Origin of the sequence: Carboxydocella sporoproducens DSM 16521, assembly GCF_900167165.1 — a bacterium.
In the GTDB taxonomy this organism is placed as follows: domain Bacteria; phylum Bacillota.
The window spans coordinates 83,510-95,045 of the sequence record NZ_FUXM01000007.1 but is presented as its reverse complement, the minus strand read 5'-3'; the positions used below and the strand labels follow the sequence as shown (position 1 = coordinate 95,045).

Below are 11,536 nucleotides of genomic sequence, written 5' to 3'. Positions count from 1 at the left end.
TTCTTGATTTCATGGCGGGAAGCACCTTCCAGGAGCCGGTTAAAGGCCCACCGCATACAGGCACAGAAGAGACGCATCTCCGTAGTCAGCGGGTCTTCTTCGCCCCGGCTCCACTTTGAAGACCGGTGAGTCGGGTAAATCTCCGGAAAAAACTCCCCGCACACAGTTATGCTAAATTTGTTCTTCTCGTGTTTCTTTGGCATTCCTGATCAGCTCCCCGAAACCCTGCCGGACTTTGCTGCTTCTCCAATGGATAATAGTCCCATAATTATAGTCTAGTTTTCTGAAGCTGCTGCATACCTCCTTCGCAATTGTGCCAGTACGTCCTCCATCTCTGCCGGAAGTGGAGCAGTAAATTCCAGATATTCCCCTGTTCGCGGATGTTTAAACCCCAGCAGGTAAGCATGGAGCATTTGCCCTGCCAGGCCAAAATGGGCTTTTTGGGGGCCATACTTGGGGTCCCCTACTACCGGAAAGCCCAGATAGGCCATGTGTACCCGAATTTGGTGGGTGCGACCTGTTTCCAGTTTACATTCCAACAGGGTATAGTCACCAAAGCGCTCTTTCACCCAGTACCGGGTAAGTGCAGGTTTCCCGTTTTTGACGTTAACTGCCATGCGTTGCCGGTCTTTAGGATCCCGGCCGATAGGTGCATCCACTATTCCCGCTGGCTCTGTGATATTACCATGAACTAAAGCCAGATAGCGGCGGTTGACTGAACGTTCCTTGATCTGAAGGGCCAACTGCTGGTGGGCCCAGTCATTTTTGGCCACCATCAGAAGGCCGGAAGTATCCCGGTCCAGACGGTGGACAATCCCCGGCCGCAGCTGGCCATTGATACCTGACAGGTCCTTGCAATGCCAGAGCAAGGCATTGACCAGTGTCCCCGTCCAGTGACCTACCGCCGGATGTACCACCAGGCCCCTGGGTTTATTGATAACAATTACATCCTGGTCCTCATAGACCACCTCCAGGGGAATGGGCTCCGGCTCTACCGTCAGGGGCCGAGGAGCAGGAACCTGCAGATTGACTTCATCTCCAGCTTTTAATTTATAGTTGGCTTTTGTTTTTTGACCATTAACCTGAACCTGACCTTCATCAATGAGAGTTTGTACGCGACTGCGACTCAAATCATCATATTTTCTGGCCAATGCTAAATCCAGCCTGGTGCCCGCCCACTCTCGCTCTACCTGCCAGCTTCGTTCTTCCACCTCAGCTGTTTCAGCCTCAGATTCCAGATCCTCTTCATCTTCAGGCCAGAATTCATTAACCTTCATGCTCTGATACTTCCTCCTTTTTCTCCTGTTGCCACAAATGCCAGATCAGCATCCCCACTCCTACTGTAATGCCGATATCCGCCACATTGAACACAGGCCAAACCTGAAAGTCCAGAAAATCCACTACATAACCAAATCTAAGGCGGTCAATGGCATTGCCAATAGCACCAGCTGCCTGCAAGGCCAGCGCAGTCCGCAGCCAGAGCTGTTCCCGTCCAATCCGGGGCAGGTAAAATAAGACAACAGCCACTACCACCAGAGCCACCAGCAAAAACAGGCCCGTCTTAAAGGGCATCAAACCGAAGGCCGCCCCCGGATTAGAAACATGGGTAAGGTGAAACACCCCCGGCCAGATTGGGATGGAATTGCCTTCCGGCAGATAATTTAAAACCAGATATTTGGTCAACTGGTCCAAGGCCAGCCAGCCCGCTAAAAGCCTCCAGAACATTCTCTTCCCTCCAAAAAATTTCGCTCTCCTCATTTTATCATAGCTTTTACAACTCCGCTACTTGATAGTATAATAGAGAGGAAGGGAGTGTGAATTCAATGGCGAGCAACTGGGACATTCGCCGCATTTATCTATATCTGGTCGCTTTTGCTACCCTGATGATGATGGTGATCGGTGCCATCCGGGTTGTGGATGCAGTGGTCAATATCGTTTACCCCGAACCTCCTCCGGTAGTTTACAAAGATCCTATCAGTACCCAGGCCAGCAAGGAGGAACTGCAACTCGAACAGGAACGGCAGCGCTACTATCGAATTAGAGAATTAATCAGCTCCCTGGCTATATTCGGTGTTGCCACTCCGGTTTACCTCTATCACTGGCATAAAATTCAGCGCTCGGAAGCATAAAATGGGCCCTCCGCAAATTCTGCAAGCGGAGGGCTGGCTTGTTTTATGCTTCTGTCCAGATCACCCGGTTGCGCCCTTGTTGTTTGGCCAGATAGAGGCGGCGATCAGCACTGGCCAGCAAGTCCTCAGCTGATTTGTCTGCCCGACTGAAAGCCAGACCGATACTGACAGTAACCCGGACCTGGCGGTCACAGAACTGAAACTCCTCGGCTGCAATCTGGTTACGCATCCTTTCGGCAATGCGCACTGCTACTTCCGCCGGCACATCGTAAAGAATAACGACAAATTCTTCCCCACCATAACGCACTGCCGCATCCCGGCCGCGAATCCCCTGTTGTAAAATCTGTCCCACCCGTTCTAAGACCCGGTCGCCGAAGTTATGACCATATGTATCATTAATTTGTTTAAAATGATCAATATCCACCATCAAAACGGCAACCTGTTTCCCCATTAGACCGGCCTTTTTCAGGGTCTCAGGAAATTTTTCCTCCAGGTAGCGGCGGTTCCACAGGCCCGTCAGGCTATCCACATAAGCCTGGCGAGCCAGCACCTCCAGCTGTTCCCGCAGCTGTTCACAGCGCTGGATGATCTCATTTCTGGCACCGATCAGATGGGAAATGTCCTTGATGATTTCCAGCACATACTCGCCTCCGGCCAGGGGCATAGCAACGACCAGGAAGATTTTATCTTCATAGATTTCCACCTTTTCCTCCTGCCCACAGGAATGTTTGGACCGCTGGCCGACGCAATTCTGGCAGGGGTGAGGGCGTTGCCAGAATTCATGACAGCTGATTTCCTGCTTTTTCAGTTCCCCATCAGCAGTCAATATATACTGGTCATGGCTGGCACAACAAACTATGCGCACTGCATCATACATACCGGCTAAAATTTCATTGATTGAGCTTTTTATCACATTCAGCAATACTTCCTGCACAAATTTTCCCCCTAAAATTATTCTTAGTCAATATCTTAAGGGGGAAAATCCACTGGCGTCAAGAGCAATTTATTCTTCATCTCCGGGAGTTTGACCCCAGATCACCCCATCTTCCCGGTCATAGGGAATATGGTCTACATCTTCGGTATAGCCAGCATTTTCGTCAAAATCCAGACCGCCGGTATAGGAGCCTGCCCCGGCAGCATCACTGTGTTCATTCCAGCGATAGAGAGCCTGCATGGCATCTTCCCCGTCAAACATCTGCTCATCTTCGGCATCGCCCAGTTCCCGGAAATTGGTATCATGGCTCTGCATGGCCAGGGGCGGTACCACTACATCCTCTTCAATGGGGCGGGGATGGCGTTTGGTGCCCAGCTGTTCCTGATGGCGCTGGCAGCGTAAACAGGCAGTAGCCCAGGGCATGGCTTCCAGCCGCTCGCGCGGAATGGTTGCTCCACAGAATTCGCAGATGCCGTAGTTGCCTGCTGCAATTGCCTGTAAGGCTCTTTCTCCTTTGGACAGCAGGACTTCGAAATTGTCCTGGATTCCCAGTTCCTTTTCCCGTTCATACAGCTCACTGGCCACATCAGCAGGATGATTATCGTAGAGGGAGAGTTCGGAAGTAGTTTCCTGGAAGGAACGTCCCAGGCCATCCTCCCGTAAATCCCGCAGGCTTTCCTGCCATTCTGCCATCGCTTGCTTGATTCTTTCTGCTTGCTGTTGCATAAACTGCTGGTCCATCATACTGCCTCCTCAGTCCAGGATGACCACACAATCATTGAGGGAGCGCCGGGCCGGTTTGGCAGATTCCTCCGCAGCATATCCCAGAGGAATAATGGCCACCGGAAGCTCATCCTCCCCTGCCCCGATTATACGCCTGACTTCCTTCTCCAGAAAGGCCCCTACCCAGCAACTGCCCAGGCCGACGGCATGGGCAGCCAGCAACAGGTTCATGATGGCGGCTGCTGTGTCCTGAATGACATAAAGGTCCCGTCCCCGGGGCCCATAATGGGCAGCGACCAGTTCCGGCAGTGCTGAGACCACTATCACTACCGGGGCAGAAGCGATAAACTCCTGTTGCCAGGCTGCCTCTCCCAGGGCCTTTTTGCTCTCCTCCTTTTTGACCACGTAAAATTTCCAGGGCTGCAGATTGCCGGCACTGGGGGCCTGCAGAGCTGCCTCCAGAATGCGGGTAATGGTGGCATCAGCCACTGCTTCCCCGCTGAAACGGCGTACACTCCGCCGTTCTGCTATAGCAGCAAAGACATCCTTGGTCATACCGCTTCCTCCTATGGGCGAATTTGTAACTGGGTCTGGACAATTTTCACCAGTTCAGCAATAAAGGAGCCGATCAGGGGCAGGTTTAAGATGGCCAGGCGCCGCAGGATATAAATCAGCAGCGCTCCTAGCAGGGCAAAGCCAATGGCCATACCAAACCCCCGGGCAATACCGGCCAGGAAATTGAGATAAAGCAAGCGGGTTGGCTTGCGCAGTAGTTCTACATACTCGGCCAGTTTCATCTTTTCCATCGCCAGGCCCAGTTCCTCGATTTTTCTCTCCAACCGGGCCCAGGTTTCACGCTCCGTCATGCCCATCCCCCGTTTCTGCCCTCAGTTTACCCCCGTGTACCGGGAAAAATTCATGGAAGCAGTTCCTGCAAAGCCTCCTGGTAAGTCGCTAAATCCCGTGATTTGAATAAGACAAACCGCACTTCCTTAAGGGTAGTGGCTTTTTCCAGAAAAGTGATTACCGTGCCCAGCGCGACTCGTGCCGCCTCCGCCACAGGATAGCCATAGGCCCCGGTGCTGATGGAAGGAAAAGCGATAGTGCTGACCCCCCTTTCTTCGGCCAAACGCAAACTGCTCTGATACGCCTTTGCCAGCAATTGGGCTTCGCCGGCCTTTCCTCCCTGCCAGATGGGTCCAACGGTGTGGATCACATACCTGGCTGGCAGCTTGCCCCCGGTGGTAATCACCGCCTCCCCGGTGGGCAGAGGTCCCCTTTGGGTACGAATGGCCTGGCATTCAGCCATAATTTGTGGCCCTCCGGCCCGATGAATAGCACCATCTACTCCGCCACCCCCGGCCAGGGCGTTATTGGCGGCATTGACGATAGCATCCACATGCTGCTGGGTTATATCCCCCTGAATTAGCCGTAACCTAATTCCGTTGATTATTCTTTCCACAAAACATCACCCCCGGTTACCATTTTATCCTGGCCTTAAAATTAATGACAATATATCAAAAAATCCTCCCTGCCAGAGGGAGGATTTGCAATTAATTTTTCAAGCTATTGATCGGTGCAGGAATCCGGCCACCGCGGGCCACAAAGGCAGCGCTGCTCTCCCGGTGTACCGGCATGATGGGAGCCCTGCCCAGGAGACCGCCAAACTCCACCACTTCCCCTACCTGTTTACCTGGCACAGGTATAACCCGTACAGCAGTAGTCTTCTGGTTAATCATGCCGATAGCCGCTTCATCAGCAATAATGGCACTGATGGTTTCCGCCGGTGTATCTCCTGGAATAGCTATCATGTCCAGTCCGACAGAACAGACACAGGTCATGGCCTCCAGTTTGTCAATGGTCAGGGTCCCGGCTTCTGCCGCCCTGATCATGCCGGCATCCTCACTGACCGGGATGAATGCTCCGCTCAGTCCACCAACATAGGAAGAAGCCATGGCACCGCCTTTTTTGACGGCATCATTGAGCAATGCCAGGGCCGCCGTGGTCCCATGGGTACCTGTCCTTTCCAGCCCCATGGCTTCCAGGATATCAGCCACACTGTCCCCGATGGCCGGTGTAGGGGCCAGAGACAGATCCACAATGCCAAAAGGCACTCCCAGCCGGCGGGATGCTTCCCGGCCGATCAACTCACCCATGCGGGTAATTTTGAAAGCAGTTTTCTTGATGGTCTCGGCCAGGGTGCCGAAATCAGCATCAGGCATTTTGCTGACCACATTGCGGACCACCCCTGGACCACTGACTCCCATATTGATAACCGTTTCCGGTTCCCCTATCCCGTGGAAGGCGCCGGCCATAAAAGGATTGTCCTCAGTAGCATTGCAAAAAACCACCAGCTTGGCACAGCCAAGACCATCCCGGTCAGCAGTTAGCTGAGCGGTTTCTTTGATGATTTGCCCCATCCAGGCAACAGCATCCATGTTGATCCCTGCCCGGGTGGTCCCGACATTGACGGAAGAGCAAACCAGTTCCGTCTGGGCCAGTGCCCGGGGAATGGACTTGATCAAGTTAATATCCCCTTTGGTAAAACCTTTATGAACCAGGGCGGAAAAGCCACCGATAAAATTGACCCCAACCTCTCTGGCTGCTTCATCCAGCGCCAGGGCCAGTTCCGTATAATCATCGGCCCGGCAGGCTTCTCCCACCAGAGCGATGGGCGTAACGGAAATACGTTTGTTAACAATGGGAATACCATATTCCCTTTCCAGCTCTTCCCCCACCGCCACCAGCCGGGCCGCCCTGGTCGTGATTTTGTCATAAATACGCCGCCGTACTTCCTTTATGTCTTCATGAGCACAATCCCGCAAACTGATGCCCATAGTAATGGTCCGAATATCCAGGTTTTCTTCCTGCACCATCCGGATGGTCTCCAGAATTTCTCTGTTGGTTAGCATGTTCGCCGTCCCCCTTCTTAAATCCGGTGCATATAGCGGAAAATATCTTCCTGCTGAATGCGAACCTGCACTCCCAGTTCCTGGCCTTTGGCATCCAGGGCCGCCGCCAGGGCAGAAAAATCTATAGTGGCCTCTTCCAGGTCTACCAGCATCATCATGGTAAAGAATTCCTGCATAATGGTTTGCCGAATGTCCAGAATATTGACATTATAGCCAGCCAGAACTCCCGTTACCCCGGCAATGATACCTACCCGGTCCTGTCCTAATACCGTTACAATAGCGCGATTGGATTTTTTCATTTTTACCACCCCTGTTTCTGCACAGACTTTAGCTTATAGTTACTATGTTATAACAAGTACATACCTGCTGACAAGTCTTTTTTAGATGTATGCAAGATACTTGCGCGGTTAAACCTAACAATGGAGGAGGTGTATCCCTTGGTGAGAGAAGAAATTTTGCCAGCTGAAATAGCCGCCCCTGTTTTCATCTCTCCTTATCTGGAGCCCTATCCCGAGCCCTGGCCGGTACCGGTCGGTATCTCTGCCCGCCATATCCATTTAACCCAGCGCGACCTGGAGGAACTGTTTGGCCCCGGCTATCAGCTCACTCCGGCCAAACCCCTCAGTCAACCGGGCCAGTATGCCGCCCAGGAAACCCTCACTCTGGTCGGCCCTAAGGGTGTCCTGGAGGAAGTGCGGATTTTAGGTCCCTGCCGCCCTTATAACCAGGTGGAACTCTCCGGCACCGATGCTTATCAGCTGGGACTGGATCCACCCATTCGGGATTCCGGGGATCTGGATGGTACTCCCGGCATCGTTCTGGTGGGACCCCGGGGTTCTGTCGACCTGCCTTTTGGGGTTATCAAGGCCGCACCCCACCTGCATCTGGACCCGGCTACCGCCCGGCAGCATGGCCTGGAAGACGGGGATCGCCTGCAGATATTAGCAGAAGGGGAAAAAGAAGTGGTATTCAATAACGTCCTGGTCAGGGTTTCCAGGGATTATCTGCCCGACTTTCATCTCGATACCGATGAGGCCAATGCTGCCGGGATTAGACAGGGACAACAGGTTCTAGTGATCGCAAAAAGACTATTGCCTGCTTAATGGATTCTGGTATATAATGAAAAAAAGCAATAGTGATACTACCTGGGGGTGCTCGTTGAGCCGGGCTGAGAAGGACGGGCGATGAACCGTTCTAACCCTTTGAACCTGAGACGGATAATACCGGCGGAGGGAAGGTAGGTGAAAAGATCAGCGCTTTTTGCTTACACTGCACCTGACCGACCCGGTCAGGTGCTTATTTCTTAGGGGAGGAGGATGTGCATGAAAAAACTGGATTTATCCCTGTATGTAATCAGCGGCCAGCATCTGGCTCAGGGCAGGGAATTGCTGGCAGTGATGGAAGCTGCCCTGGTCGGTGGAGCCACCGTGATACAGCTGCGGGAAAAGAATCTGTCCGGCCGCGAGCTGGTAGCTGCTGGTCTGGCCCTCAAGGAACTGGCCCACCGCTATGGAGCCACCTTTATCGTCAACGACAGGGTGGATATTGCTTTGGCCGTTGATGCCGATGGTGTGCATTTAGGCCAGGATGACCTGCCGGTTACCATGGCCCGGCAAATCATGGGACCAGATAAGATCATCGGCCTTTCCACCCATTCCTGGGAACAGGCCCTGGCTGCCAGTAAACTGCCGGTAGACTATATCGGGGTTGGACCCGTTTTCCCCACCAGTTCCAAACCCGATGCGGAAAAACCTGTAGGCCTGAGCCTGGTACAGCGTGTAGCCCGGGAATTATCTGTCCCCTTTGTTGCCATCGGGGGTATTAATGCCGGTAATATCCAGCAAGTACTGGCTGCCGGTGCCCGCAATGTAGCTGTCATATCCGCTGTGGTAGCCGCCCCTGATGTAACAGCTGCCGCCCGGGAGCTGAAAAATTTCGTGGCCGGAGGTAGAAAGGCATGAATAGCTCACGTTTTGAACGCCAGCTGGTGATGCCGGAAATCGGCCCGGAAGGGCAGGCCAAATTAAAACAGGGTCGGGTGCTGGTTATCGGTTGCGGGGGCCTGGGCTCGGCCGTTACCTATTACCTGGCTGCTGCCGGTGTCGGCACCCTGGGGCTGGCCGATAATGATCGGGTTGAAGACTCCAACCTCAATCGTCAGATTTTACATGGCAGTCACCGCCTGGGTTGGCCCAAGACCACCTCGGCCGCCCGCACTCTGCAGGACTTTTATCCCGATTTACAGGTTAACCTGCACCAGGAGCGCATTACCGCTGATAATCTGTTGACCCTGGTCCGGGAGTACCAATATGATTTTGTTATTGATGCCAGTGATAACTTCGATACCAAATTCCTGATCAATGACCTCTGTGTTCAGGCGGGAATCCCCTTTTCCCACGCCGGTGTCCTGGCCTGGGAAGGGCAAACTCTGACCTGGGTGCCAGGCGGCCAGACTCCTTGTCTGCGTTGCTTCTTCCAGGCGGCTCCCCCGCCGGAAATTACTCCCACCAGCAAAACGGTGGGAATTCTGGGTGCCGTCGCCGGTACCCTGGGAACCATCCAGGCCCAGGAAGCGATAAAGTTTTTGCTGGGTGCCGGCCAGCTCTTGACCGGACGTTTGTTCATTTTTGATGGCCTCGACATGACGGCCCGCACCCTGCCCTTTGCCGTTAAGCCTGAATGCATCTGTCAAAGGAGGTAGGTTTTATGGTGGAAATTCTCCTGAACGGCCAACCGACTTCGATTGAAGCGGGCACTACTATCGCCGCCTTACTGGCCAGCAAAAACCTCAATCCCCAGCTGGTGGTTGTGGAAGTAAATCGGGAAATTATCGACCGCAACCGCTTCGCAGAAGTGGCATTAAATCCGGGCGATCAGGTGGAAATCGTGAAATTTTTAGGAGGAGGTTAAGACTATGGCTGATCAGTTGCAAATCGGTCGCTATACTCTCAATAGCCGGCTCTTTATCGGCAGTGGCAAATTGCCCCATACCCTCATGCCGGAAGTAATTGCCGCTGCCGGGGCTCAGGTTGTTACCGTAGCTCTGCGGCGGGTGGACTTTACCCACCCGGAAGATAATATCCTGGATTATCTTCCCAAAGACATTATCCTTATGCCCAATACTTCCGGAGCCCGTAATGCCGAGGAAGCGGTGCGCCTGGCCCGTCTGGCCCGTGCAGCTGGTTGCGGTGACTGGATTAAAATTGAAGTAATCCCCGACCAGAAATATTTGTTGCCTGATAATTACGAAACTTTAAAAGCGACGGAAATTCTGGCCAAAGAAGGCTTTACCGTTCTGCCCTATATGTCTCCTGACCTGATGATGGCCAAAGCCATGGAAGCAGCCGGAGCTGCCGCTGTCATGCCCCTGGGTGCCCCTATTGGTACTAACCGGGGCCTGAAAACCAGAGAGCTGATTGGCATTATGATCGAGGAGTGCCAGGTTCCAGTGATTGTGGATGCCGGGATCGGCCGTCCCTCCCATGCTGCTGAAGCCCTGGAAATGGGCGCCGCTGCCGTCCTGCTCAATACTGCCATAGCCACTGCCCGGGACCCGGTGGCAATGGCTGCTGCCTTCCGGCAGGCGGTAGAAGCGGGACGAACAGCTTATCTGGCCGGACTGGGTCCGGAATCCAGCCTGGCCCGGGCCAGCTCCCCCCTGACCGGTTTCCTGGATTGAGGTGAATAAAAATGAGTTTTTTCGATTATGCTCAAACCTATACCGCCGCCAATCTGGAAGAACGGCTGACAACTGCCCGTCCGGAACAAATCAGGGCCTTGCTGGGCAAAAACTCCCTCCATCCCCTGGAGTTTTTGCTCCTGCTCTCCCCCGCTGCCGGCGGACTACTGGAAGAAATGGCCCAGCGGGCCCATGCCCTGACCATGAAACATTTTGGTCGTAATATCCTTTTATATACACCCCTCTATCTCAGCAATTACTGTGTTAACAAATGCACTTATTGCCATTTTCATGCCGGTCAATCCCTGCCCCGACGTACTCTGACCAGGGAAGAGGTCTGGCAAGAGGGGCAAACTCTGGCTGCCGCCGGATTTCGCCATCTCCTGCTGCTAACCGGCGAATCGCGCCGTCATGCCAGTCTGGAGTATCTGGCTGAATGTATTAACATACTAAAACCCTATTTCTCCTCTCTGGGACTGGAAGTTTACCCTCTGACCGAGGCGGAATACCGGCAGATGGTAACAGCCGGGGCAGACAGTTTGACCATCTATCAGGAAGTATATGATCCTGAGCTTTATGCCCGCTATCATCTGGCCGGGCCCAAAAAGGATTACCATTTCCGGCTGGACGCACCGGAACGAGCTTGCCGGGCGGGCATGCGCCGGGTCAACCTGGGTGCTCTGCTGGGCCTGGGACCATGGCGGATGGAAGCCTTTCTGGCTGGACTGCATGCCTATTACTTGCAAAAAAAATACCCGGAAGTGGAAATCGCTCTTTCAGTTCCCAGGTTAAGACCACTGCCAGGCAGTCAGCCCCCCTATCCGGTCAGTGACCGGGAATTAGTCCAAATAATCCTGGCTTTTCGTCTTTTTCTGCCCCAGGCTGGCCTAACCCTCTCCACCCGAGAGCGAGCAGAATTGCGGGATCACCTGGTGCCTCTAGGTATCACTTCTATGTCCGCCGGTTCCAAAACCACTGTTGGGGGTTATGCCGTTGAAGCCGATGCCAGCGCTGGACAGTTCAGTGTTGCTGATGAAAGACCTGTAGAAGAAATAAAAAGGATGTTGTTAAGTAAAGGCTATCAGCCGGTCTTCAAGGACTGGCCCCGTTTTTGTTAAAAATATACTTGCCAAATAGGAATAGTGGGGTTATAATTGTT

The 11,536-nt window shown here is 53.4% G+C and carries 16 protein-coding genes, 1 pseudogene and 1 riboswitch; of the genes and pseudogenes, 7 read left to right on the top strand and 10 right to left on the bottom strand.

All coding sequences use genetic code 11. From position 1 onward, the window contains the following. From B5D20_RS04700 to lspA, 3 genes and pseudogenes are all read right to left on the bottom strand, one after another. A pseudogene (locus B5D20_RS04700) lies at positions 1-203 on the bottom strand (IS200/IS605 family accessory protein TnpB-related protein); the annotation flags it as partial. A 72-nt stretch (positions 204-275) separates the two neighbouring features. Next, on the bottom strand, positions 276-1,277 hold the full coding sequence (locus B5D20_RS04695; protein WP_174182988.1) for an RluA family pseudouridine synthase: 1,002 nt from the start codon (positions 1,275-1,277) through the stop codon (positions 276-278). Continuing rightward, the gene (gene lspA, locus B5D20_RS04690) at positions 1,267-1,725 is read right to left on the bottom strand and encodes a signal peptidase II (protein WP_078665067.1); all 459 of its coding nucleotides are present in this window, start codon (positions 1,723-1,725) and stop codon (positions 1,267-1,269) included. Before lspA ends, B5D20_RS04695 begins: the two co-directional genes overlap by 11 nt. Before the next feature lie 98 nt (positions 1,726-1,823). Between lspA and B5D20_RS04685 the strand changes: the two genes are divergently transcribed. Further along, entirely contained in the window at positions 1,824-2,129 is a 306-nt protein-coding gene (locus B5D20_RS04685; RefSeq protein ID WP_078665066.1) for a DUF5671 domain-containing protein, read from the top strand. Between the two features lie 43 nt (positions 2,130-2,172). Here B5D20_RS04685 and B5D20_RS04680 read toward each other — a convergent pair whose 3' ends face one another. From B5D20_RS04680 to B5D20_RS04650, 7 genes are all read right to left on the bottom strand, one after another. After that, entirely contained in the window at positions 2,173-3,063 is an 891-nt protein-coding gene (locus B5D20_RS04680) for a GGDEF domain-containing protein (protein ID WP_078665065.1), read from the bottom strand. 69 nt (positions 3,064-3,132) lie between these two features. Continuing rightward, on the bottom strand, positions 3,133-3,804 hold the full coding sequence (locus B5D20_RS04675) for a TraR/DksA C4-type zinc finger protein (RefSeq protein ID WP_159071830.1): 672 nt from the start codon (positions 3,802-3,804) through the stop codon (positions 3,133-3,135). Positions 3,805-3,816: 12 nt separating this feature from the next. Further along, positions 3,817-4,341 carry a nitroreductase family protein gene (locus tag B5D20_RS04670; protein ID WP_078665063.1) on the bottom strand — a complete coding sequence of 175 codons (525 nt, stop codon included), beginning with the start codon at positions 4,339-4,341 and terminating at the stop codon, positions 3,817-3,819. 11 nt (positions 4,342-4,352) lie between these two features. Further along, positions 4,353-4,658 (bottom strand): DUF5665 domain-containing protein, encoded by a 306-nt coding sequence (locus tag B5D20_RS04665; protein ID WP_200803467.1) that lies wholly within the window; start codon positions 4,656-4,658, stop codon positions 4,353-4,355. 44 nt (positions 4,659-4,702) lie between these two features. Further along, positions 4,703-5,248 carry an O-acetyl-ADP-ribose deacetylase gene (locus B5D20_RS04660; RefSeq protein WP_078665061.1) on the bottom strand — a complete coding sequence of 182 codons (546 nt, stop codon included), beginning with the start codon at positions 5,246-5,248 and terminating at the stop codon, positions 4,703-4,705. Between the two features lie 91 nt (positions 5,249-5,339). Continuing rightward, positions 5,340-6,698, bottom strand: coding sequence for a PFL family protein (locus B5D20_RS04655; protein ID WP_078665060.1), 1,359 nt, complete (start codon positions 6,696-6,698; stop codon positions 5,340-5,342). Positions 6,699-6,715: 17 nt separating this feature from the next. Beyond that, positions 6,716-6,997 (bottom strand): ACT domain-containing protein, encoded by a 282-nt coding sequence (locus tag B5D20_RS04650; protein ID WP_078665059.1) that lies wholly within the window; start codon positions 6,995-6,997, stop codon positions 6,716-6,718. Positions 6,998-7,138: 141 nt separating this feature from the next. Between B5D20_RS04650 and pduL the strand changes: the two genes are divergently transcribed. The 6 genes from pduL to thiH all read left to right on the top strand — a co-directional run bounded on the left by pduL (position 7,139) and on the right by thiH (position 11,495). Continuing rightward, the gene (pduL, locus tag B5D20_RS04645) at positions 7,139-7,801 is read left to right on the top strand and encodes a phosphate propanoyltransferase (protein ID WP_318262812.1); all 663 of its coding nucleotides are present in this window, start codon (positions 7,139-7,141) and stop codon (positions 7,799-7,801) included. Between the two features lie 34 nt (positions 7,802-7,835). Then, a riboswitch (TPP riboswitch) is annotated at positions 7,836-7,950 on the top strand. 70 nt (positions 7,951-8,020) lie between these two features. After that, positions 8,021-8,659, top strand: coding sequence for a thiamine phosphate synthase (thiE, locus tag B5D20_RS04640; protein WP_107753206.1), 639 nt, complete (start codon positions 8,021-8,023; stop codon positions 8,657-8,659). Further along, positions 8,656-9,399: a HesA/MoeB/ThiF family protein gene (locus B5D20_RS04635; protein WP_078665056.1), complete on the top strand. Its 744-nt coding sequence runs from the start codon at positions 8,656-8,658 to the stop codon at positions 9,397-9,399. The genes thiE and B5D20_RS04635 overlap by 4 nt, the downstream gene beginning before the upstream one ends. Positions 9,400-9,404: 5 nt before the next feature. Then, positions 9,405-9,608, top strand: a complete 204-nt coding sequence (gene thiS / locus B5D20_RS04630) for a sulfur carrier protein ThiS (protein ID WP_200803466.1) — start codon at positions 9,405-9,407, stop codon at positions 9,606-9,608. Between the two features lie 4 nt (positions 9,609-9,612). Further along, positions 9,613-10,377: a thiazole synthase gene (locus B5D20_RS04625; protein ID WP_078665055.1), complete on the top strand. Its 765-nt coding sequence runs from the start codon at positions 9,613-9,615 to the stop codon at positions 10,375-10,377. A gap of 11 nt (positions 10,378-10,388) precedes the next feature. After that, on the top strand, positions 10,389-11,495 hold the full coding sequence (gene thiH, locus B5D20_RS04620) for a 2-iminoacetate synthase ThiH (RefSeq protein WP_078665054.1): 1,107 nt from the start codon (positions 10,389-10,391) through the stop codon (positions 11,493-11,495). Positions 11,496-11,536 lie beyond the last annotated feature (41 nt).

What these genes read in the sequence shown, in the direction of transcription:
- B5D20_RS04625 (WP_078665055.1), top strand. Translation starts at nt 9,613, where the DNA reads ATGGCTGATCAGTTGCAAATCGGTCGCTATACTCTCAATAGCCGGCTC.
- B5D20_RS04665 (WP_200803467.1), bottom strand. Translation starts at nt 4,658, where the DNA reads ATGGGCATGACGGAGCGTGAAACCTGGGCCCGGTTGGAGAGAAAAATC.
- B5D20_RS04635 (WP_078665056.1), top strand. Translation starts at nt 8,656, where the DNA reads ATGAATAGCTCACGTTTTGAACGCCAGCTGGTGATGCCGGAAATCGGC.
- B5D20_RS04650 (WP_078665059.1), bottom strand. Translation starts at nt 6,997, where the DNA reads ATGAAAAAATCCAATCGCGCTATTGTAACGGTATTAGGACAGGACCGG.
- thiS (WP_200803466.1), top strand. Translation starts at nt 9,405, where the DNA reads ATGGTGGAAATTCTCCTGAACGGCCAACCGACTTCGATTGAAGCGGGC.
- thiH (WP_078665054.1), top strand. Translation starts at nt 10,389, where the DNA reads ATGAGTTTTTTCGATTATGCTCAAACCTATACCGCCGCCAATCTGGAA.
- B5D20_RS04675 (WP_159071830.1), bottom strand. Translation starts at nt 3,804, where the DNA reads ATGGACCAGCAGTTTATGCAACAGCAAGCAGAAAGAATCAAGCAAGCG.
- lspA (WP_078665067.1), bottom strand. Translation starts at nt 1,725, where the DNA reads ATGTTCTGGAGGCTTTTAGCGGGCTGGCTGGCCTTGGACCAGTTGACC.
- thiE (WP_107753206.1), top strand. Translation starts at nt 8,021, where the DNA reads ATGAAAAAACTGGATTTATCCCTGTATGTAATCAGCGGCCAGCATCTG.
- B5D20_RS04695 (WP_174182988.1), bottom strand. Translation starts at nt 1,277, where the DNA reads ATGAAGGTTAATGAATTCTGGCCTGAAGATGAAGAGGATCTGGAATCT.
- B5D20_RS04655 (WP_078665060.1), bottom strand. Translation starts at nt 6,698, where the DNA reads ATGCTAACCAACAGAGAAATTCTGGAGACCATCCGGATGGTGCAGGAA.
- B5D20_RS04685 (WP_078665066.1), top strand. Translation starts at nt 1,824, where the DNA reads ATGGCGAGCAACTGGGACATTCGCCGCATTTATCTATATCTGGTCGCT.
- B5D20_RS04670 (WP_078665063.1), bottom strand. Translation starts at nt 4,341, where the DNA reads ATGACCAAGGATGTCTTTGCTGCTATAGCAGAACGGCGGAGTGTACGC.